The 24,904-nt window shown below is 64.7% G+C and carries 28 protein-coding genes; 13 read left to right on the top strand and 15 right to left on the bottom strand.

The annotated features are described in order from the left end of the window. Positions 1-101: 101 nt before the first annotated feature. The 5 genes from YQ44_RS08760 (at position 102) to YQ44_RS08740 (ending at position 2,834) form a co-directional block, all read left to right on the top strand. Positions 102-434, top strand: a complete 333-nt coding sequence (locus tag YQ44_RS08760; protein ID WP_071323043.1) for a hypothetical protein — start codon at positions 102-104, stop codon at positions 432-434. A gap of 45 nt (positions 435-479) precedes the next feature. Beyond that, complete coding sequence (locus YQ44_RS08755) at positions 480-815, top strand: hypothetical protein (RefSeq protein ID WP_071323042.1); 336 nt, start codon at positions 480-482, stop codon at positions 813-815. 227 nt (positions 816-1,042) lie between these two features. Then, positions 1,043-2,065, top strand: coding sequence for a serine hydrolase domain-containing protein (locus YQ44_RS08750; protein ID WP_156894741.1), 1,023 nt, complete (start codon positions 1,043-1,045; stop codon positions 2,063-2,065). A 115-nt stretch (positions 2,066-2,180) separates the two neighbouring features. Continuing rightward, positions 2,181-2,522, top strand: a complete 342-nt coding sequence (locus YQ44_RS08745; RefSeq protein ID WP_071323041.1) for a hypothetical protein — start codon at positions 2,181-2,183, stop codon at positions 2,520-2,522. Positions 2,523-2,567: 45 nt separating this feature from the next. Then, the gene (locus tag YQ44_RS08740) at positions 2,568-2,834 is read left to right on the top strand and encodes a hypothetical protein (protein WP_071323040.1); all 267 of its coding nucleotides are present in this window, start codon (positions 2,568-2,570) and stop codon (positions 2,832-2,834) included. A 79-nt stretch (positions 2,835-2,913) separates the two neighbouring features. Here YQ44_RS08740 and YQ44_RS08735 read toward each other — a convergent pair whose 3' ends face one another. The 6 genes from YQ44_RS08735 to YQ44_RS28155 form a co-directional block, all read right to left on the bottom strand. Next, complete coding sequence (locus YQ44_RS08735) at positions 2,914-3,471, bottom strand: fasciclin domain-containing protein (protein ID WP_071323039.1); 558 nt, start codon at positions 3,469-3,471, stop codon at positions 2,914-2,916. A gap of 176 nt (positions 3,472-3,647) precedes the next feature. Beyond that, on the bottom strand, positions 3,648-5,093 hold the full coding sequence (locus tag YQ44_RS08730; RefSeq protein ID WP_071323038.1) for an efflux transporter outer membrane subunit: 1,446 nt from the start codon (positions 5,091-5,093) through the stop codon (positions 3,648-3,650). Positions 5,094-5,143: 50 nt separating this feature from the next. Next, positions 5,144-8,344 carry an efflux RND transporter permease subunit gene (locus YQ44_RS08725; protein WP_071323037.1) on the bottom strand — a complete coding sequence of 1,067 codons (3,201 nt, stop codon included), beginning with the start codon at positions 8,342-8,344 and terminating at the stop codon, positions 5,144-5,146. Between the two features lie 2 nt (positions 8,345-8,346). After that, entirely contained in the window at positions 8,347-9,600 is a 1,254-nt protein-coding gene (locus YQ44_RS08720) for an efflux RND transporter periplasmic adaptor subunit (protein WP_071323036.1), read from the bottom strand. A gap of 294 nt (positions 9,601-9,894) precedes the next feature. Then, entirely contained in the window at positions 9,895-10,755 is an 861-nt protein-coding gene (locus YQ44_RS08715; RefSeq protein ID WP_071323035.1) for an alpha/beta hydrolase, read from the bottom strand. Continuing rightward, on the bottom strand, positions 10,752-10,922 hold the full coding sequence (locus tag YQ44_RS28155; RefSeq protein WP_156894740.1) for a hypothetical protein: 171 nt from the start codon (positions 10,920-10,922) through the stop codon (positions 10,752-10,754). Before YQ44_RS28155 ends, YQ44_RS08715 begins: the two co-directional genes overlap by 4 nt. Before the next feature lie 190 nt (positions 10,923-11,112). On the opposite strand from YQ44_RS28155, the gene YQ44_RS08710 reads away from it, so the two are divergent. From YQ44_RS08710 to YQ44_RS08700, 3 genes are read left to right on the top strand one after another with little or no spacing between them, the layout of a single operon-like run. Next, on the top strand, positions 11,113-12,075 hold the full coding sequence (locus YQ44_RS08710; protein WP_071323034.1) for a LysR family transcriptional regulator: 963 nt from the start codon (positions 11,113-11,115) through the stop codon (positions 12,073-12,075). Next, positions 12,072-13,049, top strand: coding sequence for a D-2-hydroxyacid dehydrogenase (locus YQ44_RS08705; RefSeq protein ID WP_071323033.1), 978 nt, complete (start codon positions 12,072-12,074; stop codon positions 13,047-13,049). Before YQ44_RS08710 ends, YQ44_RS08705 begins: the two co-directional genes overlap by 4 nt. A 2-nt stretch (positions 13,050-13,051) precedes the next feature. Continuing rightward, the gene (locus YQ44_RS08700) at positions 13,052-13,510 is read left to right on the top strand and encodes a hypothetical protein (RefSeq protein ID WP_071323032.1); all 459 of its coding nucleotides are present in this window, start codon (positions 13,052-13,054) and stop codon (positions 13,508-13,510) included. Between the two features lie 4 nt (positions 13,511-13,514). Here YQ44_RS08700 and YQ44_RS08695 read toward each other — a convergent pair whose 3' ends face one another. From YQ44_RS08695 to YQ44_RS08660, 8 genes are all read right to left on the bottom strand, one after another. Then, on the bottom strand, positions 13,515-14,036 hold the full coding sequence (locus YQ44_RS08695) for a DUF1993 family protein (RefSeq protein WP_232251195.1): 522 nt from the start codon (positions 14,034-14,036) through the stop codon (positions 13,515-13,517). Continuing rightward, complete coding sequence (locus tag YQ44_RS08690) at positions 14,033-14,536, bottom strand: hypothetical protein (RefSeq protein WP_071323031.1); 504 nt, start codon at positions 14,534-14,536, stop codon at positions 14,033-14,035. Before YQ44_RS08690 ends, YQ44_RS08695 begins: the two co-directional genes overlap by 4 nt. Positions 14,537-14,626: 90 nt before the next feature. Beyond that, positions 14,627-15,508 carry an alpha/beta hydrolase family esterase gene (locus YQ44_RS08685; RefSeq protein ID WP_071323030.1) on the bottom strand — a complete coding sequence of 294 codons (882 nt, stop codon included), beginning with the start codon at positions 15,506-15,508 and terminating at the stop codon, positions 14,627-14,629. Between the two features lie 72 nt (positions 15,509-15,580). Further along, a complete protein-coding gene (locus tag YQ44_RS08680) occupies positions 15,581-16,804 on the bottom strand; it encodes a sensor histidine kinase (RefSeq protein WP_071323029.1) in 1,224 nt (407 codons plus the stop codon). Continuing rightward, on the bottom strand, positions 16,797-17,501 hold the full coding sequence (locus YQ44_RS08675; protein WP_071323028.1) for a response regulator transcription factor: 705 nt from the start codon (positions 17,499-17,501) through the stop codon (positions 16,797-16,799). The genes YQ44_RS08680 and YQ44_RS08675 overlap by 8 nt, the downstream gene beginning before the upstream one ends. Next, entirely contained in the window at positions 17,498-18,037 is a 540-nt protein-coding gene (locus tag YQ44_RS08670) for a GNAT family N-acetyltransferase (RefSeq protein WP_071323027.1), read from the bottom strand. Before YQ44_RS08670 ends, YQ44_RS08675 begins: the two co-directional genes overlap by 4 nt. A gap of 12 nt (positions 18,038-18,049) precedes the next feature. Further along, complete coding sequence (locus YQ44_RS08665; RefSeq protein WP_198043894.1) at positions 18,050-18,397, bottom strand: SMI1/KNR4 family protein; 348 nt, start codon at positions 18,395-18,397, stop codon at positions 18,050-18,052. Then, positions 18,394-18,957, bottom strand: a complete 564-nt coding sequence (locus tag YQ44_RS08660) for a GNAT family N-acetyltransferase (RefSeq protein WP_071323025.1) — start codon at positions 18,955-18,957, stop codon at positions 18,394-18,396. The genes YQ44_RS08665 and YQ44_RS08660 overlap by 4 nt, the downstream gene beginning before the upstream one ends. Positions 18,958-19,251: 294 nt before the next feature. Here YQ44_RS08660 and YQ44_RS28150 point away from each other — a divergent pair, with 294 nt between their 5' ends. The 5 genes from YQ44_RS28150 (at position 19,252) to YQ44_RS08640 (ending at position 23,760) form a co-directional block, all read left to right on the top strand. Beyond that, entirely contained in the window at positions 19,252-19,629 is a 378-nt protein-coding gene (locus tag YQ44_RS28150) for a c-type cytochrome (RefSeq protein WP_198043893.1), read from the top strand. 306 nt (positions 19,630-19,935) lie between these two features. After that, entirely contained in the window at positions 19,936-21,534 is a 1,599-nt protein-coding gene (locus tag YQ44_RS08655) for a sensor domain-containing diguanylate cyclase (RefSeq protein WP_083411714.1), read from the top strand. Next, entirely contained in the window at positions 21,531-22,316 is a 786-nt protein-coding gene (locus YQ44_RS08650; RefSeq protein ID WP_083411713.1) for a CPBP family intramembrane glutamic endopeptidase, read from the top strand. The genes YQ44_RS08655 and YQ44_RS08650 overlap by 4 nt, the downstream gene beginning before the upstream one ends. 80 nt (positions 22,317-22,396) lie before the next feature. Then, on the top strand, positions 22,397-23,053 hold the full coding sequence (locus tag YQ44_RS08645; protein WP_071323023.1) for a hypothetical protein: 657 nt from the start codon (positions 22,397-22,399) through the stop codon (positions 23,051-23,053). Positions 23,054-23,247: 194 nt separating this feature from the next. Continuing rightward, on the top strand, positions 23,248-23,760 hold the full coding sequence (locus YQ44_RS08640) for an AAA family ATPase (RefSeq protein ID WP_071323022.1): 513 nt from the start codon (positions 23,248-23,250) through the stop codon (positions 23,758-23,760). On the opposite strand, the gene YQ44_RS08635 is transcribed toward YQ44_RS08640, so the two are convergent. After that, positions 23,757-24,902 (bottom strand): alpha-hydroxy acid oxidase, encoded by a 1,146-nt coding sequence (locus tag YQ44_RS08635; RefSeq protein WP_071323021.1) that lies wholly within the window; start codon positions 24,900-24,902, stop codon positions 23,757-23,759. The two genes, YQ44_RS08640 and YQ44_RS08635, sit on opposite strands and share 4 nt — an antisense overlap. Positions 24,903-24,904 lie beyond the last annotated feature (2 nt).

The raw sequence follows: 24,904 nt of genomic DNA, 5'->3' as shown, positions 1-24,904 counted from the left end.
GTGTAAACGAGGTCAACTGTATGCTTCCTGGCCGCGTTTTATGCTCAGTGACACGGGAATCATCCCGGCACACCAGACAAACCACCACCGAGGACTGCACCATGAAAAAAGTAATTGCTACCCTGATCGCCGGCCTGTTCGCTACCGCAGCCTTCGCCCAAACGCCTGCCGCTCCAGCAGCCTCGGTTCCCGCGAAAGTGGAAGCGGCCCACACCAAGGCCGTCGTGAAAGCCGACGCCAAGGAAGCGCAAGCCGTCGTCAAAGCCGATGCGAAAGAAGCCAAGGCTGTCGTCGCCGCAAAGACGGAAGTCGCCAGCGCGAAAACGGAAGCGACCGCCACCAAGGCCAAGGCGCACCATAAGGCCAAGAAAACCAAGGCCAAGGCTGACGAAAAACTGGCATCGGCCACCGCCGAAGCCGTTCCAGCGAAGTAATCCCCTTTCACTTTATTACCTAGACAAAACACCAAGGACCTCATCATGCAAAAAATTATCGCCACCCTGATCGCCAGCCTGTTCGCCACCGCCGCCTTCGCCCAAACCCCTGCTGCTCCGGCAGCCCCGGTTCCAGCGAAAGTGGAAGCGGCCCACACGAAAGCCGTCGCCAAGGCCGATGCCAAGGAAACCAAGGCCGTCGTGAAAGCCGAAGCGAAAGAAGCGGCCGTCGTCGCCGATGCGAAAGCCGATGTCGCCAGCGCCAAGGCCGACGCCAAGGTCAGCAAGGCCAAGGCCCACCACAAGGCCAATAAAGCCAAGCTGGCGGCAGGCGAAGCGAAAGCGGCGGAAGCGATTGCTCCTGCGGCACCAGCGAAGTAATCGAGGCAGTTGTCACGGGAGCGCCTCCGCCGGGTCGGTGCTTGCGTGACTTCGACCGCGGTAATAACAAGGACAGCCTCGGCTGTCCTTTTGCATGGCGCGACGGCCATGTGCCGCCTTTTCCGCATGGCCTTCATGCGAACTTCATCGAGCAGGCCAGATAGCGCGCGACAAAGCGGCGCGCATGCGAGACACTGACACTCCCGCTATCATACGGAGTTCCTCGCATGCGCCGCCTGTCCCTGTCACTTCTGAGCACCCTACTCCTGTCCTGCGCCGCTGTGGCGCAAGACGCGCCCCAGCCCACCCTGAACCAGGTACTGCAAGCCCAGGACCGCGACAGCCATGGCGACCTGCGCGCCGTGGTGGTGCTGCGCGACGGCGCCATCGTGGCCGAGCGCTATTACAACGGCGAAACGGCCGACACCCTGCACGACATCCGTTCGGCCGGCAAGAGCATCACCGCCTTGCTGGTGGGTGCGGCCGTGGCGCGCGGCCAGCTGACAACAAGCAAAACAGTGGGCCACTACTGGCCCGAGGTGGCCGACAGCCCCGCGGGCAAGGTCGTCCTCGACGATTTGCTGACCATGCGTTCCGGCCTGGCCGCCTTCGACGAAGACGCAGCCTCGCCAGGCAATGAAGACAAGCTCGATGAAGCGCCGGATCCCGCCGCCTTCGTGCGCGGCGTGCCCGCAGCCGCCGCACCGGGCGGCATATACCGCTACAACTCGCTGGGCTCGTATATCGCCGGGCGCGTGGTGGAAAACGCCGGCGGCGCCGACCTGGAAGACTATGCCGCCAAGGCCTTGTTCGCGCCGCTGGGCATCACGCGCTGGAGCTGGGGCCGCGACGTGGCAAACCATCCTAAAGGCCAGGGCAATTTGTCGCTGCGCGCGCGCGACACGGCACGAATCGGACAGATGGTGCTGGACGACGGCATGTTCGACGGCCGGCGCGTGATCGACGTCAGCTGGCTCAAGGCCGCGCTGGCGCCGCGCGTGGCCATCGGCGCGGTGGACCGCTACGCCGACAGCTACGGCTATTTCTGGTATGCGAAGACGCAGGACATCGCCGGCCAGAAGATTCCCGTGTTCTTCGCCTCCGGCAATGGCGGCAACAAGATCTATGTGATCCCCACGCGCCGCATGGTGGTGAGCGTGGCTTCCAGCGCGTACGGCAAGGGCTATGGACAGCGCCGTTCGGAAGACATCCTGAAAGCCATCCTGACGGCCGATGGCAAGCAGATGTAAGCGTTTGTAATGGTCGTCAACGCAAGCATTCGGGCACGCGTTTTATGCTCAGTGACACGGGAATCATCCCGGCACCAACAGACATACCAGACAAACCACCACTGAGGACTGCACCATGAAAAACGTAATCGCTACCCTGATCGCCGGCCTGTTCGCAACCGCTGCCTTTGCCCAGACGCCAGCAGCGCCTGCCGCTGCGGCAGCCTCGGTACCCGCCAAAGTGGAAGCGGCCCACACCAAGGCCGTCGTGAAGGCCGATGCCAAGGAAGCGCAAGCCGTCGTCAAAGCCGATGCGAAAGAAGCCAAGGCTGTCGTCGCCGCAAAAACGGAAGTAGCCAGCGCGAAAACGGAAGCGACCGCCGCCAAGGCCAAGGCGCACCACAAGGCCAAGAAAACCAAGGCCAAGGCTGACGAAAAACTGGCATCGGCCACCGCCGAAGCCGCGCCAGCGAAGTAATTCCCTATCACTGCATCACCCCGACAAACAACCAAGGATCTCGCCATGAAAAAAGTTATCGCCACCCTGATCGCCAGCCTGTTCGCCACCGCCGCTTTCGCCCAGACGCCAGCCGCCCAGCCAGCACCAGTTGCACCGGCCGCTCCCGCAGCCGCCGCAGCGCCGGCAGCCAAGGCCGAAGCGCCAGCCGCCGTCAAGCCGGCCGCGCACAAGAAAGCCAAGCACCACAAGGCAAAGAAAGCGGCGCCTGCAGACAAGGCCGCGCCGGCAGCCCCTGCGGAAGCTGCGGCGGCTCCAGCGCCAGCCAAGTAATCGGCAGCATGCAGGCAAAAAAGACAGGGTTTTCCCTGTCTTTTTTTTCGTCCGCTTCTTCGTCCACTTCTTCGTCCACTTATTTCGGCATCAGCACCGTGTCGATGACATTGATCACGCCATTCGATTGATACACGTCATAGGTGCTGATGTTGGCGCTGTTGCCGCCTTCATCCATCACGACGATATTGTGCATGCCGTTCATGGCGAACATCAGCTTGCCGCCGCTGGCCGTGGGCAGGGTCGCCTTGCCGTCATGCATCTTGATTTCCCTGGCCAGCGCCTTGAAGTCGTATTTGCCAGGTACCACGTGATAGGTGAGGATTTTCGTCAGGGTCGCCTTGTTCTCGGGCTTGACCAGGGTGTCGACCGTGCCTGCCGGCAGCTTGCCGAACGCCGCATTCGTCGGCGCGAACACGGTAAACGGTCCCTTGCCTTTCAGGGTATCGACCAGGCCGGCGGCCTTGACGGCGGCCACCAGGGTCGTGTGGTCGGCCGAATTGACGGCGTTGTCGACGATATCCTTGCTCGGATACATGCTCTGGCCGCCCACCATGGTCGTCATGTCGGCGGCAAAAGGGGCGCTGGCGGCCAGCATGGAAGCGACAAACAGTGCTGCGGGAACGAAGGTGCGCATGATGATATCTCCTGGATGACTGCGTTTGCATGATTGCAGGACTACTTACGCGGCCTTGCCGCAAACGGATTCAACTTGCGGAGCACAAAAAAACGGCGCCGTGCAAGCGCACGACGCCGTTCCCGATCTGCCTCCCTTGCCGCGGGCCGGATTCCCCAGCCCGCGGTGCCGGGAATCTAGTTGGCCGCCACTTGCGGCTCCGTCTCGCCCCAGCCGCCGCCGAGGGCGCGGATCAGCGCCACCGTGGTAACGGCGCGGTTGCCGCGCAGCTGCACGGCATTGCGCTCGATGGAGGCCAGGTTGCGCTGCGCGTCGAGCAGGTCCAGGTAGCTGGAACGGCCCGCGTCGTACAGCTTTTGCGCCAGGTCGGCCGAGCGGCGCGCCGAGACGACGGCTTCGTCGATCTGCTGCGTCTGGCCAGACAGGATGCGCAGGCCGGCCAGGTTGTCTTCCACCTCGGCGAACGCCACCAGCACGCTCTGGCGATACGTCGCCACCGACTCTTCCAGCTGCGCCTCGCTGCGCGTCACGGCAGCCTTGTTGCGACCGCCGTCGATGATCGGCATCGACATCAGGGCGCCCAGCAGCCAGGAGCGGCTGCTCCACTTGAAGATGTCCGAGAACGTGTCGGACGCGCCGCCGCCGGACGCGTTCAGGGTCAGCGCGGGGAACATCGCCGATTTCGCCACGCCGATGCGCGCATTCGACGCTTCCATGGTGCGCTGCGCCGACGCGATGTCGGGGCGGCGCTCCAGCAGCGAGGACGGCATGCCGGCCGGGATCACGGGCAGGAAGCCGCTATCCTGCAGCGGGTTGACGGTCGCCGTGAAGCTGGCGGCCGGTTTGCCCAGCAGGACGGCCAGCGCATGCTCGCTGGTGGCGCGCTGGCGCTGCAGGCCGATGGCCTCGGCGCGCGTCGTCGACAGCTCCGTGCGGGCACGCGACAAATCGAATTCGCCGATGTCGCCCAGGTCATAGCGGCGCTGGTTCACATGCACGCTTTCCTCGCGCAGGCGCACCGTCTGCTCCAGGGTCGCCAGTTCCGCGTCCGTGGCGCGCAGCTGGAAGTAGGTTTGCGCCACGTCGGCCTGCAGGGACAGCAGCACGGAGCGGTAAGTCGCTTCCACGGCCAGCGCATCGCTGCGCGAGGCGCTGACATTCGATGCCACGCGGCCGAACAGGTCGACTTCGTAGCTGGCCGTCAGGTTGGCCTGGTAGACGTTGCCGGCGGCGACGGGCGCGCCGTTCGGCAAGCCCAGCGACACGGCGGAGGCGCGGTTGCGCTGGCCGCCCACGTTGACGCCCACTTGCGGGATGCGGTCCGCTTCGGCGATGCCGGCAATGGCCCTCGCCTGCTTGACGCGGGCGGCGGCCACGGCCAGGTTGGCGTTCGCCTGCGTGGCCTCATTGATCAGGCTGGTCAGGGCCGGATCATTGAAGGCCAGCCACCACTCGCCGCGCGCCTGGCGTTCGGCCGGCACGCCTTGCTTCCAGCGCGTGCCGTCGGCCGCCGTCTGCACGGCGGGCAGGCTTTGCGCTTCCTTGAACGCGGCCGGCGTCTCGATCTGCGGCTGCTTGAACTCGGGCGCCGCGCAGGCGGCCAGCAGCACGGCGGCGGCCATGGCCGTCAAGGCCGTGCGCAGGACGGTTACCCGTGTAGTTGCGTTGGTTTTCAATATATATCTCCTTCCAGGTCCAGCACTGGCGCGGCGGAAGGCTTGGCGGCAGCGGCGGCTGGTTTTTTCTCAAAACGCTGCGCCAGGGTGCGCAGCAATACATAGAACACGGGCGTCAGGAACAGGCCGAAGAAGGTCACGCCCAGCATGCCGGCGAACACCGCCACGCCCATGGCATGGCGCATTTCCGAACCGGCACCGTGCGAGAACACGAGTGGCACCACGCCCATGATGAAGGCGATCGACGTCATCAGGATCGGACGCAGGCGCAGACGGCACGCTTCCAGCGCCGCCTGCACGACGCTGCGGCCATGGTCTTCCAGTTCGCGCGCAAATTCCACGATCAGGATCGCATTCTTCGATGCCAGCCCCACCAGCACGAACAGCGCGATCTGGGTGAACACATTGTTGTCGCCACCGGTCAGTTTGACGCCCAGCAAGGCGCACAGGATGGACATCGGCACGATCAGGATCACGGCCAGCGGCAGGGTCCAGCTTTCGTACTGGGCGGCGAGCACGAGGAACACCAGCAGCACGCACAGCGGGAACACATAGATCATCGTATTGCCGGACAAGATGTCCTGGTAGGTCAGTTCCGTCCACTCGTACGAAATCCCCTGCGGCAGCACCTCCTTGGCGATGCGTTCCAGCGCGGCTTGCGCCTGGCCGCTCGACACGCCAGGCGCGGCGCCGCCGTTGAAGTCGGCTGCGGCATAGGCGTTGTAGCGCTGCACGCGGTCAGGACCATAGCTATCCTTGACACGCATCAGCGACGACAGCGGGATCATTTCGCCCTTGTCATTGCGTACCTTCAGCTGCGCGATATCCTGGGCATGCGAACGGAACGCGGCGTCGGCCTGCACGCGCACCTGGTAGGTGCGGCCAAACTGGTTGAAGTCGTTCACGTACAGCGAGCCGAGATTGATCTGCAAGGTCTGGTAAATCGTTTGCAGCTGCACGCCCATCTGCTTGGCTTTCACGCGATCGACGTCGGCAAACAGCTGCGGCACGTTGATCTGGTAACCCGAGAACACGCCCGCCAGTTCCGGCGTCTGGTACGCTTTCGCGGCCAGCGCCTGGGTGGCGTTGTACAGCGCGTCGTAACCGAGGTTGCCGCGGTCTTCGATCATCATCTTGAAGCCGCCGATGGTACCGAGGCCGTTGACGGGCGGCGGCGGGAAGACCATGATGAAGGCATCCTGGATGCCGCCCAGGCGCTTGTTGATCTCGGCCGCGATGGCGCCGCCCGACAATTCCTTGCTGGTGCGTTCGTCGAACGGTTTCAGGGTGGCGAAGACGATACCGGCGTTCGGCGCATTGGTGAAATCGTTGATCGACAGGCCCGGGAAGGCGATGGTCGACTCGACGCCAGGCACCGACTTGATGACGTCGGACATGCGGCGCACGACATCTTCCGTGCGGTCCAGCGAGGCGGCATCAGGCAATTGCGCAAAGCCCACCAGGTATTGCTTGTCCTGCGCCGGCACGAAGCCGGCCGGCACGGCCTTGAAGGTGAAGATGGCGGCCACCACCAGCAGCGCGTACACGCCCAGCGAGGCGCTCTTGCGGCCCAATACGCCCTTCACGCCCGCTTCATAGCGGTGCGAAGCGCGGCCGAAGAAGCGGTTGAACCAGGCGAAGAAGCGGCCGAAGACCTTGTCCATGCCGCGCGTCAGCGCGTCTTTCGGTGCATCGTGCGGACGCAGCAGCGCTGCCGACAGGGCCGGTGCCAGGGTCAGCGAGCTGAAAGCGGAGATCACGGTCGAAATGGCGATGGTCAGCGCGAACTGGCGATAGAACTCGCCCGACAGGCCGGGCACGAAGGCGATCGGCACGAACACGGCGCACAGCACCAGGGCGATGGCGACGATAGGACCGCTGACCTCTTTCATGGCCTGGATGGTGGCGTCGCGCGGCGACAAGCCTTCCTCGATGTTGCGCTCGACGTTTTCCACCACGACGATGGCGTCATCGACGACGATACCGATGGCCAGCACGAGGCCGAACAGCGACAGGGTGTTGATCGAGAAGCCAAAGCCCAGCATCACGGCAAAGGTGCCGACGATGGAGACGGGCACGGCCAGCAGCGGGATGATCGATGCGCGCCAGGTTTGCAGGAAGATGATCACCACCAGCACCACCAGGGCGATGGCCTCCAGCAGGGTATGGATCACGGCTTCGATGGACGAGCGCACGAACTGCGTCGGGTCGTACTCGATGCGGTATTCCACGCCTTGCGGGAAGTCTTTTTTCAGTTCGTCCATCTTGGCGCGCACGTCGGAAGACAGTTGCAGCGCGTTGGCGTTCGGCGCTTCGAAAATACCCATGCCGACGGCCGGATTATTGTTCAGCAGCGAACGCAGCGAGTAGCTGTTGGCGCCCATTTCCACGCGCGCCACGTCCTTCAGGTGCGTCACGGCGCCGTCGGCATTGGTGCGCACGATGATGGCGCCAAATTCCTCGGGCGTCTGCAGCCGGCCCTGGGTATTGACGGTCAGCTGGAAGTCCGAGTTCTTCGCCGGCGAAGCGCCGATGACACCTGCAGCCACCTGCACGTTCTGCTCGCGGATGGCGTCGACGACGTCATTGGCCGTCATGCCGCGCGCCGCCACTTTTTGCGGGTCGAGCCAGATGCGCATGGCGTAGTCGCCGGCGCCGAAGATCTGGATGTCGCCCATGCCGGGCAGGCGGGCCAGCTGGTCCTTGACGTTCAGCACGGCGTAGTTACGCAGATACATGTCGTCATAGCGCTTGTTCGGCGAGACCAGATGCACCACCATGGTCAGGTTGGGCGACGACTTGACGGTCGTCACGCCGATCTGGCGCACTTCCTCGGGCAGGCGCGGCAAGGCGCGCTGCACGCGGTTCTGCACCTGCGTCTCGGCCTGCTCGACGTTGGTGCCGATCTTGAAGGTCACGGTCAGCATCATGGCGCCGTCGGACGTGTTTTGCGAGGACATGTAGAGCATGTTCTCGACGCCGTTGATCTGCTCCTCGAGCGGCGCGGCGACGGTTTCGGCGATCACTTTCGGGTTGGCGCCCGGGTACTGCGCGCGCACCACCACGGACGGCGGCACGACGTCGGGATACTCGGAGATGGGCAGGCCGAAAATCGACAGCAGCCCGGCCACGAATATGACTATCGACAGCACCGCCGCGAAAATCGGCTTGTCGATGAAAAAGCGGGAAAAGTTCATGTTTATTCCTTGGAAGTCGATGCTGCTTTCGCGGCGATCTTGGCGTCTTTTGCTTCAGGTTTTGCGGGGGCGACAGGCGCGGTCGGGTCGAAATCCATGGCCACCATCTGCGGCGTCACCGGTGCGCCGGGGCGCACGCGCTGCAAGCCGTTGACGACGATTTTTTCGCCCACCTTCAAGCCCTCGCGCACCACGCGCAAGCCGTCCGAATTCGGGCCCAGCTTGACGGCGCGGTACTCGGCCTTGTTGTCGGCGCCCACCACGTAGACGTATTTGCGGCTCTGGTCCGTACCGACGGCGCGGTCGGAGATCAACAGCGCCGTGCTTTGCGCCTGCGGGCCGTTGCCGCCGTCGAGCTGGATGCGCGCGAACAGGCCCGGCACCAGCTGGCGCTCGGCATTGGCGAAGGTGGCGCGCATGCGCACGCTGCCCGTCGCAGGGTCGAGCTGGTTGTCGACGAATTCCAGCTTGCCTTCATGCGGGAAGCCCGTTTCGTTGGCCAGGCCCACCTTGACGGTGACGGGCGTGCCCTTTTGCGCCGTGCCGGCCACGCGCAGATAGGTATCTTCATCGCCGTCGAAGCTGGCGTAGATGCGGTCCGTCGACACCACCGAGGTGAGGATGGCGGACGCGTCGATCAGGTTGCCGACGGTGATTTCCGCCTTGCTGACGCGGCCGCTGATCGGCGCCTGCACCTGCGTGTACGACAGGTTCAGCTTGGCCGCTTCATACGCGGCTTGCGCCGAGCGGGCATTGGCGTCCAGCTCTTTCAGGCCCGAGGCTTTTTCATCGAATTCGCGCTGGGCGATGGCTTTTTCAGCCAGCAGCTTTTCAGCGCGCGACAGTTCCAGCTTGGCCAGTTCCGCCTTGGCGCGGGCCGAGGCCGCCGTGCCTTCGGCGCGCGACACTTCCGCCTGGAAGGGACGCGGGTCGATGACGAACAGCACATCGCCCTTCTTCACTTCGCTGCCCGGCTTGAAATTGACGGCCGTGATGAAGCCGCCGACGCGCGAACGGATTTCCACGCGCTCGATCGCTTCCAGGCGGCCCGAGAATTCCTGCGTTTCCGTGATCTGTTTTTCCACCACGGCGGCAGCCGAGATGGGCGGGCCACCGGCCGCTGGCGCGTCGGGCACCTTGCTGTTGGCGGAATCGCATCCGGCCAGGCTCACGGCCACCAGTCCGGCCAGCGCGAGCGAGGCGGCCAGGGGCTTGAGTAAAGTTCCCAAAGTGGAAAATTGTTGAGCGTTTTTCATTTTATTTCCCTGTTTTATGAAAATTTCTAATGGTATGGGCGGCAGGAAGCAACCCAGCTAAAAGGTGGAAACTGCAGTGAACGGTGTTGCCATGGCGCCCGACGGCGCTCGATCAAAGGTAAACAGGCCGCCAGCTGGTTAAAAGCAGACGGGGACGACGAAACCGGCTGTGCGAGTGCACAGCGCAGACAGGAATGGCGTTACAATGAGAATCTACACTCGGCAGTGTAACAACCAAAACTTAAAAAGTAAACTGATTAGTGTAAGTTTTTTTTGGTGCCGCACATGGCGGCGTCACGATTCGGGCTCTTGCCCCAATCCGGCGACAAAGCTGGCGATCTCGCCCAATACCTGGACTTTGCAGGCACATTCATTGCGGGCGCCCGCATCCTGCAGCGGCGCGGCGGCCATGCGCCGCACGGTGGTCTTGATGCCGCAGGCGATCAGCTTGCTACCGTATTGTTCAGCCTCATCGCGCAATGGGTCATCTTCGCTGGACAGTATCAGCGCCGGCGGCAGGTTCTTCAGGCGGCTCGACTGCAATGGCGACGCGTAAGGATGGCTGCGGTCGGCGGCATTCGGCAGGTAGCCACGGTAGGCGGCGGCGCATTGGTCGGCCACTTCCGCCAGGTCCGGGCAGGTCGGCAGGGTGCGCATCGAACAGGTCGACAGGCCCGGGTCGAGCATGGGCATGATCAGCACCTGGCCCGCGAGCGGCGGCCCGCCGCGGTCGCGCGACATCATGGCGCACACGGCAGCCAGGTTGGCGCCCGCTTCGATGCCGGACACCACCATCTGCTTGCCCGTCCAGCCCAGCTTGGACTTGTTCTTTTTTGCCCACAGCAGCACGGCGTGCGCGTCTTCCACGGCGGCGGGGAAAGGCCGCACCTTGGCCAGCGTGTAGTTCGAGGCCAGCACCACGTGGTCGGGATTGCTCAGCACGAGGCAGCGCAGGAAATCGTCCGCGTCGTCCAGGTCGCCATCGACGAAACCGCCGCCGTGGAAGAAGACCATCAGGTTCGGCTGCCTGGCGCCCGGCACGCCGGCCGTGTAGACCCGCGCGGCAAGCGCATCCTGCGCGCCCTGCACCTGGATGTCGCGTATCTTCAGCGACTGTTCAGGCGCCAGTTCGACCGCCGTGTCGGCAACGCTCATTGCGCCACCACCGGCTGCACCGCAGCATCGAGCACCGTGTCGTTCAGGCACAACAGGGCGACGCCGCCCACTTCATGGGTCAGGGCGCTATAACCGCTGGCTTCGCTTTGCGCCGCCATCGAGTATGCATCCGTCGATACCATCGCGGCCAGAGCGAGCGAGCTCATAGCGAGAGCGAGCACTGCAAAGATTCCATTCCGATGACCCATGATTTTTCTCCTGTGAACTTCCTGCGGCATTCACATTTATGCTGCAGTACAACAACTATAGACTTGATCTACAATCTGATAAAGAGTGCAATGACGAATTGATTGTTCAGAATTACGAACAATCTGGCGCAACATGATAAGGAATCAAGTGAACAAGCTGCAAGCAATGGAAGTTTTCATCCAGGTCGTCGATGCGGGCGGCTTTACGCGCGCGGCGGAAAACATGCAGCTGCCGAAAGCGACCGTGTCGACCCTGATCCAGTCGCTGGAAGCGAGCCTGTCGGTTAAGTTGCTGAACCGCACCACGCGCCACGTCAGCATCACGTCCGACGGCGCCGCCTACTACGAGCGCTGCGTGCGCATCCTGTCGGACGTGCGCGAAGCCGAGGAATCGCTGTCGCGCACGCGACTGAGCCCCAGCGGACGGCTGCGCGTGGACGCCCCCACGGCCCTGGCCAGCGAACTGATCATCCCCGCCCTGCCCGACTTCTTCGCCCGCTACCCCGACATCGTGCTCGAACTCGGCTGCAGCGACCGCCCCGTCGACCTGATCGAGGAAGGCGTCGACTGCGCCGTGCGCGGCGGCGAATTGGGCGACCTGAACCTGATCGCGCGCCGCGTCGGCGTACTGCACTTCATGACGTGCGCCTCGCCCGCCTACCTGGCGCGCCACGGCACGCCGCTGCACCCGAGCGACCTGGCGCAGCACCGTGGCGTGAATTTTTTCTCCGCCAAGACGGGCAAGACCTTCGACTGGGATTTCACGCGCGACGGCGAACGCATCCAGATCGTCATGCCCAGCCATATCGCCCTGAACGATTCGAACGCCTACACGGCCGCCGGCCTGGCGGGCCTGGGCATCGTGCAAATGACGCATTTCATGCTTGCGCCGCTGATAGAACAGGGCAAAATGGTGGAATTGCTCGACGAATGGGAATCCGACCCGCTGCCCATCCACGTGATCTATCCGCCCAACCGCCATTTGTCCGCCAAGGTGCGCGTGTTTGTCGAATGGGTCGCCGACATGTTTACCAATCACCCGGCCACGCAGCTCAAGGGCAAGAGCAGTCCCGCCAGCGCGCGCGCCAACCTGACCGAGGCCCAGCCATGACAGCAGCAAGCACATCGCCGCACCCGCACCGCATCGTCTTTCTCGACCGCGACAGCCTGATCGCCAGCGTGCGCCCGCCCGCCTTCGCGCACAGCTGGCAGGAACATGCGCATACCAAGGGCAGCGAACAGACGGTGGCCCGCCTGCAAGGCGCCACCATCGCCATCACGAACAAGGTGCCGCTGCGCGCGGCCGAACTGGCGCAGCTGCCGGACCTGAAGATGATCGCCGTGGCCGCCACCGGCACGGACATCCTCGACCTGGCTGCCTGCCGCGAACGGGGCATCGTCGTCGCCAACATCCGCGACTATGCGCGCGCCACCGTGCCCGAACATACGCTGGCGCTGATGCTGGCCCTGCGCCGGCAATTGATCGCCTACCGCGCCGACGTGGAAGCGGGCCTGTGGCAGGCCTCGGAGCGTTTCTGCCTGTTCGGCCATCCGGTCCGCGACCTGGCCGGCAGCCGTCTGGGCTTGCTCGGCTACGGCAAGCTGGGCAAGTCCGTGGCGCAGCTGGGGCGCGCCTTCGGCATGCAGGTGCAGGTGCACAACCGTTCGCCCATCGACGAAGACGGCGTGACGGAAGTGACGTTCGACGCGCTGCTGGCCACTTCCGACGTGCTGAGCCTGCACCTGCCCTTGACGGAGGCCACGCGCAACATCATCGGCGCGCAGGAACTGGCGCGCATGCAGCAGACGTCGCTGCTGATCAACACAGCGCGGGGCGGCCTCGTCGATGAAGCGGCGCTGGCCGAGGCATTGCGCAAGGGCGTGATCGCCGGCGCCGGCTTCGACGTGTTGAGCAAGGAGCCGCCGCTGCCCGACAATCCGCTGCTCAATTTGCGCCTGCCCAACTTCATCCTCACGCCGCACACGGCCTGGGCCAGCGGCGAAGCCATGCAGACACTGGCCGACATGCTGATCGACAACATCGAAGCGTTCGAGCGCGGGGCGCCGACCAACGTGGTGGCATGAGCGTGGCCATATTGGACGAGCTGGACGAACTGCTGGGCCTGGACGACGGCGAGTATGACCGTCTCGACCTGTTCCTCGAGGCGGACGAGCTGATCGGGCAACTCCAGCCCGCCGACGTGCCGGCGCTGCTGGCCCTGTGGCAGGCACGCGGGCCATCCTGGCAGCAGCGGCTTGCGCAGGCCAGCGGCTCCATCGACGGCGCCGTCCTGCGCGCCCTGCTGGCCGGCTTGCTGCAGATCCCGCACGCGGGACATGGCGTGTTGACGCTGATGGGCCGGTTGCCGCCCGTGGCCGATGCTTCCCCGCTCAGCGACGCCCTGCTGGACTTTGCCGAGCAAGCCTGGCAGGCGGCGACACCGGCGCAGCACCGGCAAATCCAGATGAGCTGCTGGAGCTGCGGCCTGTCGGGCCGGCTGCTGAAGCGGCTGGGCCTGGCGTCGTGGAAGGAAGCGGGACTGTAGCGTCTTAGGCCGCGGCCGGCCGTTCGAAGGAAAAACCCGGCGCATACGCGTGATAGCCATCGAAATCGCCCTTGCCGATGGCCGCGCCACGGCTGCGCGCGATCGCATACGCCATGCCGAAATGAAAGTAGAAATTCGGCAGGATATACAGGTGCAGGAATTCATCGGCCGGCAGCGCGAGGTCGGCAAAGCCGGCGCGGTCGCGGCAGATCCGTTCGGGCGCGCCCGCGAAGCGCTCAGGCGCGATGGCTTCAAGATAGCATACGGTCTGCGCGATCTGTTCCTGCAGGCTGGCGGCGGCGCTGAAATCGGCCACGGCCAGATCCGCCAGCGGACAGCAGCCGCGCAGCGAAAAGCTCACGGCCGCGCGCACCTGCTGGGCGAACGGCAGCATCTCCGGGTGCAAGCGCGCCGCCAGGATCGGCGGCTCGCTGCCGCATCCGTCCAGCTTGTCGAGCATGGCCGACAACTGGCGCAGGGCGCGGCAAAACACGGTGGCCGGATTGATCTGCATCACCTCCGTCATGCCAGGCTCCCCTGCGCCGCCGCATCCTGCGCGGCGACCTTCTTCAGCACGCGGATCAGCCGGCGTTCATGGCGGCCCACGGCAGCCCAGTCCCAGGCATCGGTGGGGCCGAATTCCGGGTAATGGGGTTGCCATTTTTCCGCGCGCTTCTGCGAATTGGCGCCCACGTTCGAGTCCAGCCCCTTGCCGCCGGACAAGCGCAGATACACGCGGATGACGCCCCAGCCTTCGCAAACATGACGGTAGGTGAGGCCGCCGCACTTGGCCGGGTCGAGCGCGATGCGGCGCGGCGCGAACTGCCCGGCCATGTCGGGGTAATGGACGGCCAGGAAAACCTCGCTTGCCCCTTCGGCCTCCAGCCTGGCCGCATGCGCGCACAGCTCGGCGGGCGTGTGGAAATGCAGCGTTTCCCGTTCCGGCGCCGAATACGCCTGCGCCACGGCCGCGCCGGGCTTGGCAAAGATCGCCTCGGCCATGGCCGCGATACCTGCTTCTGACATTCCCACCGTGCCCCCTTCCCTTGATTTGCCGCCTGCGGCGATGGCCGCCATCCTAGCATGGCGGCTCGCCCGCGCGCGCGGGCATGCGCCTCAGCGGCGATGGCGCCTGAAAAACTCCCAGATGACCTCGTTCGCATCGATGGCGCGCGTCGTCTTGCCGATGGGCAGGCCGATATTGAAGGCATCGGCGCCGGCCCACGTATGGCCGCCATCCTTGACCGTGACCAATGCCACGCTGGCGCCCGCGGCGCCCGCGCCCTGCTCCAGCCAGCTCACCTGCGTGGCATCGCCGGCCGCGCCAGCGATCAGGCGCGGCTGCGGCGTGGCGCCGTCGATGCCGTTGTGCTTGCGCCAGTAGCGAAACGTGTCCTCGGCCGACAGATAACTGGCCGCCTTGCCCTCGTACAGCACCACCTTGTCGGCCGTGCCCTGTATCAGCAGCATGCCGACCTTGTCCGCCTTCCGGTGGTGCTGCACCACGGGCTCCGGCATCGGCGCGCCCACCGAGGCGACGGCCGCGAAATGCTGGGGCAGCTCGGCCGCCAGGCGCAGGGCAAAGAAACCGCCGCGCGACAGGCCCGTGGCATAGATGCGCTTGTCGTCGATGCGGTAGTCCTGCTTGAGCTTGCTCAACATCGCCTGCGTGAAGCCGATGTCGTCCGTGCCTGCCAGGTAATCCATGCCGAAGCCCACGTTCCAGTCCTGCTTGATGCCTTGCGGATAGACGACGATGAACTGCTGCTGCTCGGCCGTCTTGTTCATCTGCGTGTACAGCATCTGCTCGGCCATGCTCATGCCGCCGCCATGGAAATTGAAGACGACGGGAAACGCCTGCTGCGGCTGGCTGTGGTAGGCGGCGGGCGTGTAGACGATGTAGCGGCGCTTGTCGTCCTTGTGCTGCAACGATTGCACCTGGGCCAGCGCGGACGTGCACAGGCAGGACAGGATCAGCAGGCTGATGGCGATTTTCATGGGCTTCCCTTCAAGTAAAAGAGCCGCCAGCATAAGCAGGGACAGGTGAAATCGCGGTGAAATCCGGCCTCTTTATTGCGCCGGGACGGGCACGATGACCACGCGATATGCGCTTTCGCCCGGATGGAAGGCGATCTCCCAGGCCATGGCCTGGGCCAGGCGCAGCAGCAGGTTCTGCCCATGGGCGAAGCCCTGCACGCGTCTCGGCTGTCCCGCCGGCACGGTGTTGACGATGTGCAGACTGCCTTGCGCAAACGCAATGCTGATGCGGCAAACGGGGCCGCCGTGGAACAGCGCATTCGCCAGGCAATTATTGATGAGCAACATCACCAGCTGCGGGTTGCCGGCCACCTCCAGCCGCTCGGGCAAGTCCAGCGCCAGCAGGCTGGCATCCCATGCCCATTCCTCGAGCAGGCGCAGCAGGCATTGTTCCATGCAGCCGCGCAACTCCACCAGGTCACCGGGCAGCTGCTCGGCCTGCGCCAGCGCGAACAGCAATTCGATGGTGGCGCGCATGTCGTCGACGCCGTGCCGCAACTGCGCCTGCCCTTGCGCCGTCAGGGGTTGCGCCTCGGCCAGCGCCAGCGTGTTGTGCATCAAGGTCAGCGGCGTGCGCAGCTCGTGGCTGACGTCGCGCGCAAACGCGTGCTCGCGCCGCAAGACCGCCTGCAGTTCGGCGAACGTGGTTTCCAGGCGGCGCGCCAGGAAACCGATCTCGTCAGGCCGGTCGCGTTCGCTGAAATGCACGGCGCTGCCGGCCGTGAGCGCCCGTGCCTCGCGCGCCAGCCGCTGCAAGGGCAGCACGAGGCGGCGCGCCAGCCAATAGGCCAGCAGCAGCGCCAGGCCGATCAGCGCCAGCGCCACGCCCAGCACGACGCCGCCCACTTCCTGCGCCAGGCGCGAGACGACGAGCACGGGCGCCACGTCGGCCAGCAGATAGCAGCGCTGCCGCTGGCCATCGGCAACGATATCGAGCGCCAGCACATGATAATGCTGGCCCGTCGTCGTAAACACTTCCGCGCGCGGGGCGGTCGGCGGCACCTGCTCGCGCACCACTTGCGGCAGATCAAGATAGCGGCCATAAACCGTGATGAGGTCGCTACCGCTTGGCGACAGATCACCTTGTTGCTGCAAGCGCTGGATGATGGCCGCCGCTTCGCGCTCGAGCAGGCGCTGCACGAGCATGTCTTCCGTCACATACGCGATCACCAGCGCCAGCCCCGTGTAGCAGACGCACAGCAGCACGGCGAAGCCGGCCAGCGCGGCGAACAGGCGGCGCCGTATCGACTTAGCCATGCTCTGCTCGGGTATCGAACGCGAGGCGGTAACCCAGTTGCGGGATCGTGACGAGCAGGTGCGCGTCGCCGGCCTGTTCCAGCTGCTTGCGCAGCGCGTATACGTGCGACTTCAGCGCGTCGCTGTCGGGCGGCTGGCTGCCCCACAAGTGCTGCAGCAAGGCCGAGCGCGATACGGCATGCGGATGTTCGCGGCACAGCAGCAGCAATATCCTGAAGCCCGTCTGCGTCAGCGGCAGCGGGGCGTCGCGGTACAGGGCGCGGCCTTCGCGCGTCAGCAAGGTGAAGGGACCGACGCGCATTTCCTGCTGCACATGCAGCTGCTGCCGGCGCGCCAGCGCCTCGCAGCGCAAGGCCAGTTCGCGCAAGTCGAAGGGCTTGGTCAGGTAATCGTCGGCGCCGTCGCGAAAGCCGCGCGCCTTGTCTTCGTAGGCATCGCGCGCCGTCAGCATCAGGATGGGCACATTGCTGGGCGCGGCAGCCTTGATGGCGCGGCACACTTGCAAGCCATCCATATCGGGCAGGTTCAGGTCCAGCAGCACCACGTCATAGCGGTTGCGCGTCGCCAGCTGCGCGGCCAGCGCACCCGTGCCCGCGTGGTCGGTCTGCCAGCGCAAGCCTTCGAGGAAGTCGAGCACCTGGCGCGCGATGGCCAGGTGGTCTTCCACCAGCAGGATGCTCAGGGCTGGCTTGTTCATCGAGCTTCGGCGATGCGCGCGTACAGCCAGAAATTGCCGGATCTTCCACGAATCTGCCGGTAGCTGCGCAGATAGCCTTCGCGGGCAAAATCGCAGCGTTCCAGCACGCGCAGCGAGCGGCTATTGCTCTCCAGCACGGTCGCCTGGATGCGCAGGAAGCCGAGACGCCGGAAACCCCAGTCCACGAGCGAGGCGACGATGGCCGTGGCCACGCCCTGCCCCCATATCGCGGGCGCCAGGTCGTAGGCGATTTCCGCCGTGCGGTGCTGCGGGGAAACGGCATTGAAGCCGATGGTACCGACCAGCTGGCCCCCCTCGCGCAGCACCACGGCCAGCCGCACCGGCGAGCACGGGTCGGCCGATTCGTAGCCGTCGAAATTGGGCAGCAGGTCATCGATGGAACGCAAGTCCCAGCTCGTGTGCTCGATGACGGCGGGATCGTCCAGGTATGCATGCCAGGCGCGCGCATCGTCGCGCACCAGGTGGCGGAAGGTCACCAGCGGATGCTCGGACATGGGCAGATCGGCAGCTTGCATCGCCTTGCCTCCTCAGTCGACGGGACAATCGGCCGCCAGCCAGGCGGCGAAATCGGCGGCGGCCAGCTCGAAATCGTCGCGCTGCATGGAGCCATGCCCCACCAGGTAGACGGCGCGATCCTCGCCATCGAGCGCCAGCATGACGGCGCGCCCGCCGCTGTCGTCGCCGATGGCGATGTAGCCGGGGCATGACAGTGGCGTCTCGTAGGTGGCATTGCGCTCCATCAAACTGTCCGCGCCATACAGCAGCACTTGTGCGCCGAGCAGGCGCTCTTGCCAGCCCTGGAGAAAGTGCAGATAGTGCGCCGGCAAGGCGCAGCCCAGCGCCCGCTGAACCGCGTCGATGTCTTGCACGCTCACGCGGCGCCCTTGCGGCGCGCTTCCCATGTGCGCCGCAGCAAGCCGTACAGGGCCGTATCGCTGACCTGGCCGGCGACGATCCACCGCTCGGGCAAGAAGCCTTCCTGGTTAAAACCCTGGCGCTCCAGGGCGCTGGCCGACCCCGTATTGAGCGGGTCGATATCGGCTTCCAGGCGGTTCAGGTCGCGCTCGACGAACGCGTATTCCAGCAGCCCCGTCAGCGCTTCCTGCATATAGCCCTTGCCCCAGTGCGGACGGGCCAGCGCGTAGCCGATTTCAGCGCGGCGGTTCTGGCGGTGCTCGGAGAACAGGCTGCAGCTGCCGATGTATTCGCCCGTCGCCTTCAGCGTGACGGCGAAGCGGAAGTAGTCTTCCCTCTCGAAGGCGGCGATATCCTCGGCCAGCTTGCTGGCGGCGATGCTGGCATCTTGCCAGGGCGGTTCGCTGAAATAGCGCATCACTTCAGGGTCGGAATGCATGGCGAACAGGTCCGCCTCATCCGATGGTTGCGGTTTGCGCAGGATCAGGCGCTCGGTGGTGATGGTTTTCGTGTAGGCCATGCAACTCCAATCGATGGTTCAAAAAACGACTCTTATTATTCCATGCAACTGTAATGATGTGGCAACTTTGTAAGCGTGCTTTCAGCTTGCGCCTGGGCATCGCACGAAAACGAAGGCCATGATATGGGGGCTTGTGGGACAATGCCGGCGAGCAAGTCTACCTCTCGCGTGACGCGGATACATGGCGCATCTCGGCGCACATGTTTCGAGACAATTCAGTATTGCAGCGGCGCCTGCGGGGTTTTCTCTCGTTTCAGATCTGATTTATACAACAAGTCCATATAACAAATGAAAATGAAAATAGTATTCATCGCCGCACTGGGAATGTTATCGCTGGTTCAAACGTCGCCCGCCTTCGCGGAAAATATCAACGGGAAAAATCTCTTCATACAGCGCTGTTCCATGTGCCACGGCGCAGATATCAAGGGAACCGGGCCATTGGCGAATAAAAGCAATCCTCCGACACCTGATCTGACAACATCGGCTTTCAGAAAACGCCTGAAGGATTATCCGGGCGTTATCGTGTCATCGGTAATACTGCGTCCCAATGGCGACTTGATTCCAAAAACGCTGAAAGAGAACGGCGTAAAAGTAGCGCCGTATGCCTGGAGGGTGCAGGATTTCCGCGATTTGAACCAGTACATGAGTGGCGTGATTGCAAAAAGTCGATGATATTGGCATCAGGGGCGGGCACGGAAACCTGAGTACCATTGCAGGATTGCCTGCCATTACATTCGCCGGCACATCGGCCGCAAGGACGGCGCCAGGAGCGCCGCCGTTGCGGGCAAGACGCCGCTGCCATTTGCCGATGACGCCGGTTTGCAGGCGGATCAGCGCATGTTGCCATGTTGCGGGGGCAATGCCGCCAGGCGAATCGACTTTGCCAGTCGACCTTTCGCGGGTACATGGCGCATGAAGCAGCGCGGTTTAATGTAGTATGGCAACATTTTCCACCATATCATTGATGCAACTTCGCTTATGCACGCAGTAAAGGACGCAGCAGACAAGGAAGCAGCCAATACCGACGCCGTCCCGGCGCAGCCCGAGGTCTTGCGCCAACATAAGCGGCCGGTGACCGCCTTGGCCAGCATCGCCTTTTTCGTCATGTGCGCCATGCTGCTGAGCATGACCGTCTGGATCGTCTGGTCTTCGCGCGAGGTGCGCTTGCGCGAAGCGAAGGCGACGACGGAAAACATGGCGCGCACCCTGGCCGCACAAGCGTACATGGAGCTGGAAATCGCCGATGTGATGCTGGACGATATTGTCGAACAAATACGCCACGACGGCAATATGGACGCTAGCGGCGAGCGGCTGCAATCCCGGCTGGAACAGTTGCCCAGGAATATAGCGGAAATCACGGGCGTCTTCATCTTTGACAGGCAGGGAGAGTGGCTTGCCAGCTCGTCCGGCGCGGGGCGGGACGGCAACAACTCCGACCGCGATTACTTTACCTATCACAAGACACATGCGCAGCCGGGCAGCCATATCGGCGCGCCGGTGCTCAGCAAATCGAGCGGGCAATGGGTCTTGCCCGTGTCGCGCCGGGTGGCATCGGCGGACGGCTCGTTTGCCGGCGTGGTGCTCGTCACCCTGGGGCTCGCTTCCTTCGAACGCATCTACGACAGCCTCAATCTTGGCAAATTGGGCACGGCATTCTTTGCCCTCGATGACGGCACCTTGATCTACCGGCGGCCGTTCCAGGCCGAGCTCATCGGCATGGATATTTCGTCGGGCGCCATCTTGCGCGCCTACCGCGAAACAGGCCCGGTCGGCACGGCCATGATGACGGCGAAAGTGGACGAGACCGAACGGCTGTACAGCTATCGCCATCTGCAGCGCTTTCCCGTCATCGTTGCAGCGGGGCTATCGAAGGAAGACATCTTTGCCGAGTGGCGATGGCTGAGCACGCAAATCGTGCTGGCGTCGCTGGCGGCTGGGGCGGCGCTGATTTATCTGTTCCGCAAGGTGATGCGGCAGATTGCGGTACGCGACCGCATCGAGGCCAGCCTGCGCCAGGCCAGCACGCAGTTGCAGCGCGCCAATGCGGACCTGGCGGCGCGCGCTTCGCAGGATGGCTTGACGGGGCTGGCCAACCGCCGCTGTTTCGATGAAACGCTGGCGCATGAACTGAACCGCGCCCAGCGCAGCGGGCACGCGGTGTCGCTGATCATGCTCGACGTGGATTTCTTCAAGAAATTTAACGACCAGTATGGCCACGTGGCCGGCGACGCTTGCCTGCAAGCCGTTGCGGGCGCCGTGGCCCGCAGCGTCGGCCGGGCCGAAGACCTGGCGGCGCGCTACGGCGGCGAAGAGTTCGCCGTGATCATGCCCGGCACCGGCGCCGCGGGCGCGCGGGACGTTGCCGAAGCCATCCGCGCGGCCGTGGAAGCGCTGCAACTCCCCCACGCGGCCAGCGCCAACGGCGTCGTCACCGTCAGCCTGGGCGCGGCCACGCTGCGGCCCGGGCAGGAGCGGCGTACCGACAGCAGTGAATTGATACGCGAAGCCGATGCATTGCTGTACCAGTCGAAAAACAGCGGCCGCAACCGCGTCAGCACGGAGGCGCCAGCAGCATGATGCCGACCGCATCCAGGCAGGGCCTCCATCTCGGCATGCCGCTGGCCATCATCGCACTGGCCGTCTGGCTGGGCTTGACCGTGGGCGGCCGCTGGCTCGAGTCCGCCATCCGCGCGCCCGTGGCCGCCACGGTCACCGGCGGCATCGGCCTGTCGTGGGCGCTGGCCGCCGTGTTCGCGCTGGCGCTGCTGCGGGCATCGGACCGGCGGCGCGCGGCGGGCCTGTGCGCGCCGCAGCCGTGGAAAACGCTGTGGCTGGTCTGGCCGCCCCTGCTGTATGCGCTGCTGATGCTGTTGCTGGCCTGGGCCGGCGGCTGGCCGCAGCCGCGCGTGCTGCTGATCGTGGCCTGCAATACGGCGCTGGTGGCCATCTCGGAAGAGCTGATGTTCCGCGCCATCTTACTGCAGGGCATGCTGGATCGCTACGCCGTCTGGCCGGCCGTCCTGATGTCGTCGGCGCTGTTCGGCCTGTCCCACACCGCCAACGGCCCGGCCACGGGCGACGTCAGCGGCGCCCTCTGGCAAGCCGTGGCCGCCTTCCTGCAGGGAATCGCGTATGCGGCCATCCGCCTGCGCACGCGCTCGATATGGCCCATGGTCCTCGTGCATGGGCTGTGGGACTACGCGCTGGTGACGGCGACCTTGCCGCACCCGGCCGAAGACGGCGTATCGATCCTGCCCTATATCGCCCTGCTGGCGGTGCTGCCCCTGTGCCTGTACGGCGTCTACCTGCTGCGCCCCAGCCAGCGCGCGGCCCTGGCGCCTGCCGATGCCGCCGCGTAGAGCAGCAGGAACAGGGATTATGCTTTCATGCAACTATAATCCTGTGGCAAATTTTCCAGTCGACCTGTTAAGAGGTGTGCATGGCGTTTTTTTCACGTGATTATGAAGTGTTCCTGCTGCTGGCCGCGCCCGGCGCTGCGCCGCTATGGGAGGCGGCGCAATGGACGCCGTTTGCCGCCAGCCTCGATGGCCTCGTGGCGCAGGCGGGAACGCGGGGCAAGGCCGGCATGCGCAGCCTGCAATACAATCCCAAGGGCAAGCCGCTTGCCTTTGGCCGCCTGGGCTGGGACGACAAGTCGCACGCGAAGTGGATGCACACGCCGGTGACCACCGAAGCCCGCTTCATGAGCCTGGAAGCGTGGGCGCCCGCCTGGACGACGTGCGAGAAAGACGACCAGGCGCCCGACCTCTTCCTCGCCCTGGCCAACGAATCGCTGCTGGGCCGCGCAGGCAAGACCCTGCAATTCGGCCAGCGCCTGGTCTGCGCCATCGCCGCGGACATGGGATCCGATGCGGCCGCCGCCCTGCAAACATCGCTGGCGCAGCTGGCCGCGCGGCAAGAGGCCGTCGTCTTCGCCCGCACGCGGCGCCAGTGGGGCCGCGCCGCTCACGGCGGCTTCACGGATGCCGTCCAGGATATGCTGATCGGCGGCCTGTTCCGGCAAGACGACCCGCACGCGCATCCGCTCGATGCGCAGGCGTTCCGCGAGCCATGGACGCGCATCGGGCAAGCTTGACAGCACGATGCATCACATGGCATCGTTGTGCCATGCAATCGACCTACAGCCCCCTGCCCTCCATTATTGCCGCCATTCGAACCATGGTGGCTTAGCAGGATAGTCATTGCCAAAGCCGCCTGAGAGGCGGCTTTGATTTGCAGTCACTGGTCAAAACGTCTCGCAGGCTTGATTTCCCTTTCTAGCGAGCGCCCATGCATGCCACGTCCAGTACTGCCGTTTCCCCCGCCCCTACCCTGCACCTCGTGTGCGGCAAGATCGCCTCGGGCAAATCCACCCTGAGCGCCCGGCTGGCCAGCGCGCCGCACACGGTGCGCATCAGCGAAGACAGCTTGCTGGCGCAGCTGTATCCGGGCCAGATCGCCAGCCTGGCCGACTATGTGGCGTGCGCGGCGCGGCTGCGCGCGGCCATCGCGCCTCTGGCCCTGCAGATGCTGCAGGCGGGCGTGTCCGTTGTCCTCGATTTTCCCGCGAACACGCCGGCCAGCCGCGCCTGGATGCGCGAACTGTTCCAGCAGGCGGGCACGCCGCACGTGCTGCATTACCTCGACGTGCCGGACGAACAATGCAAGGCGCGCTTGCGCCAGCGCAATGCAAGCGGACTGCACCCGTTCTCCACCAGCGATGCGCAATTTGACGACATCACGCGCCACTTCGTGCCGCCCGAGGCTTCAGAAGGCTTTCACGTCGTGCGGATAGCAGCTTAAAACGTCCCCGGCAGCAAGATCTTCTTGTCCACCTGCTGCAAGTCGCGCAAGCCGCAAAACGCCATCGTCAGGTCCAGCTCGTTGCGGATGATGTCCAGGCACTTGGTGACGCCCGGCCCGCCCATGGCACCCAGGCCGTACAGGAAGGGGCGGCCGATGTACACGCCCTTCGCGCCCAGGGCCACGGCCTTGATCACGTCCTGGCCCGAGCGGATGCCGCCATCCATGTGCACCTCGATCTGGCTGCCGACGGCGTCGACGATGGCCGGCAAGGCTTCGATCGACGATTGCGCGCCATCGAGCTGGCGCCCGCCGTGGTTGGAGACGATCAGCGCGTCGGCGCCGCTTTCCACGGCCAGGCGCGCGTCTTCGGGGTCCATGATGCCCTTGATGATGAGCTTGCCGCCCCAGCGCTGCTTGATCCATTCCACGTCGGCCCACGACAGGCTCAGGTCGAATTGCTGCTGCGTCCAGGCCGACAGCGACGACATGTCGGACACGGACGTGGCGTGGCCGACGATGTTGCCGAAGCCGCGCCGCTGCGTGCCCAGCATGCCCGCCACCCAGCGCGGCTTGGTGGCCATGTTGATGATGTTGGGAATGGTCAGCTTGGGCGGCGCCGACAGGCCGTTGCGCAAGTCCTTGTGGCGCTGGCCCAGCACCTGCAAGTCCAGGGTCAGCACCAGCGCGCCGCATTTCGCCGCCTTGGCGCGGTCGATCAGGCGGTTGATGAATTCGCGGTCCTTCATCACGTACAGCTGGAACCAGAACGGTTTTGTCGTGTTCGCCGCCACGTCCTCGATCGAGCAGATGCTCATGGTCGACAAAGTGAACGGCACGCCGAATTTTTCAGCGGCCTGGGCCGCGAGGATTTCGCCATCCGCATGCTGCATGCCCGTCAAGCCCGTCGGCGACAGGGCCACCGGCATCGACACGTACTGGCCCACCATGGTCGAGGCCAGGCTGCGGTTTTCCAGGTTGACGGCGACGCGCTGGCGGAATTTGATCTTGGCGAAATCGCTGTTGTTGGCGCGATATGTCGATTCCGTCCAGGAGCCGGAATCGGCATAGTCGTAAAACATGCGCGGCACCCGTTTCTGGGCCAGCACGCGCAAGTCTTCGATGCAGGTGATGATACTCATGC

The sequence above is a fragment of the Janthinobacterium sp. 1_2014MBL_MicDiv genome, from assembly GCF_001865675.1.
Lineage (GTDB): Bacteria > Pseudomonadota > Gammaproteobacteria > Burkholderiales > Burkholderiaceae_D > Janthinobacterium.
The sequence above is the reverse complement of the archived record's forward strand: the minus strand, read 5'-3'. Positions and strand labels throughout refer to the sequence as shown.

What these genes read in the sequence shown, in the direction of transcription:
- YQ44_RS08760 (WP_071323043.1), top strand. Translation starts at nt 102, where the DNA reads ATGAAAAAAGTAATTGCTACCCTGATCGCCGGCCTGTTCGCTACCGCA.
- YQ44_RS08755 (WP_071323042.1), top strand. Translation starts at nt 480, where the DNA reads ATGCAAAAAATTATCGCCACCCTGATCGCCAGCCTGTTCGCCACCGCC.
- YQ44_RS08750 (WP_156894741.1), top strand. Translation starts at nt 1,043, where the DNA reads ATGCGCCGCCTGTCCCTGTCACTTCTGAGCACCCTACTCCTGTCCTGC.
- YQ44_RS08745 (WP_071323041.1), top strand. Translation starts at nt 2,181, where the DNA reads ATGAAAAACGTAATCGCTACCCTGATCGCCGGCCTGTTCGCAACCGCT.
- YQ44_RS08740 (WP_071323040.1), top strand. Translation starts at nt 2,568, where the DNA reads ATGAAAAAAGTTATCGCCACCCTGATCGCCAGCCTGTTCGCCACCGCC.
- YQ44_RS08735 (WP_071323039.1), bottom strand. Translation starts at nt 3,471, where the DNA reads ATGCGCACCTTCGTTCCCGCAGCACTGTTTGTCGCTTCCATGCTGGCC.
- YQ44_RS08730 (WP_071323038.1), bottom strand. Translation starts at nt 5,093, where the DNA reads ATGGCCGCCGCCGTGCTGCTGGCCGCCTGCGCGGCGCCCGAGTTCAAG.
- YQ44_RS08725 (WP_071323037.1), bottom strand. Translation starts at nt 8,344, where the DNA reads ATGAACTTTTCCCGCTTTTTCATCGACAAGCCGATTTTCGCGGCGGTG.
- YQ44_RS08720 (WP_071323036.1), bottom strand. Translation starts at nt 9,600, where the DNA reads ATGAAAAACGCTCAACAATTTTCCACTTTGGGAACTTTACTCAAGCCC.
- YQ44_RS08715 (WP_071323035.1), bottom strand. Translation starts at nt 10,755, where the DNA reads ATGAGCGTTGCCGACACGGCGGTCGAACTGGCGCCTGAACAGTCGCTG.
- YQ44_RS28155 (WP_156894740.1), bottom strand. Translation starts at nt 10,922, where the DNA reads ATGAGCTCGCTCGCTCTGGCCGCGATGGTATCGACGGATGCATACTCG.
- YQ44_RS08705 (WP_071323033.1), top strand. Translation starts at nt 12,072, where the DNA reads ATGACAGCAGCAAGCACATCGCCGCACCCGCACCGCATCGTCTTTCTC.
- YQ44_RS08695 (WP_232251195.1), bottom strand. Translation starts at nt 14,036, where the DNA reads ATGACGGAGGTGATGCAGATCAATCCGGCCACCGTGTTTTGCCGCGCC.
- YQ44_RS08690 (WP_071323031.1), bottom strand. Translation starts at nt 14,536, where the DNA reads ATGTCAGAAGCAGGTATCGCGGCCATGGCCGAGGCGATCTTTGCCAAG.
- YQ44_RS08685 (WP_071323030.1), bottom strand. Translation starts at nt 15,508, where the DNA reads ATGAAAATCGCCATCAGCCTGCTGATCCTGTCCTGCCTGTGCACGTCC.
- YQ44_RS08680 (WP_071323029.1), bottom strand. Translation starts at nt 16,804, where the DNA reads ATGGCTAAGTCGATACGGCGCCGCCTGTTCGCCGCGCTGGCCGGCTTC.
- YQ44_RS08675 (WP_071323028.1), bottom strand. Translation starts at nt 17,501, where the DNA reads ATGAACAAGCCAGCCCTGAGCATCCTGCTGGTGGAAGACCACCTGGCC.
- YQ44_RS08670 (WP_071323027.1), bottom strand. Translation starts at nt 18,037, where the DNA reads ATGCAAGCTGCCGATCTGCCCATGTCCGAGCATCCGCTGGTGACCTTC.
- YQ44_RS08660 (WP_071323025.1), bottom strand. Translation starts at nt 18,957, where the DNA reads ATGGCCTACACGAAAACCATCACCACCGAGCGCCTGATCCTGCGCAAA.
- YQ44_RS28150 (WP_198043893.1), top strand. Translation starts at nt 19,252, where the DNA reads ATGAAAATAGTATTCATCGCCGCACTGGGAATGTTATCGCTGGTTCAA.
- YQ44_RS08655 (WP_083411714.1), top strand. Translation starts at nt 19,936, where the DNA reads ATGCACGCAGTAAAGGACGCAGCAGACAAGGAAGCAGCCAATACCGAC.
- YQ44_RS08650 (WP_083411713.1), top strand. Translation starts at nt 21,531, where the DNA reads ATGATGCCGACCGCATCCAGGCAGGGCCTCCATCTCGGCATGCCGCTG.
- YQ44_RS08645 (WP_071323023.1), top strand. Translation starts at nt 22,397, where the DNA reads ATGGCGTTTTTTTCACGTGATTATGAAGTGTTCCTGCTGCTGGCCGCG.
- YQ44_RS08640 (WP_071323022.1), top strand. Translation starts at nt 23,248, where the DNA reads ATGCATGCCACGTCCAGTACTGCCGTTTCCCCCGCCCCTACCCTGCAC.
- YQ44_RS08635 (WP_071323021.1), bottom strand. Translation starts at nt 24,902, where the DNA reads ATGAGTATCATCACCTGCATCGAAGACTTGCGCGTGCTGGCCCAGAAA.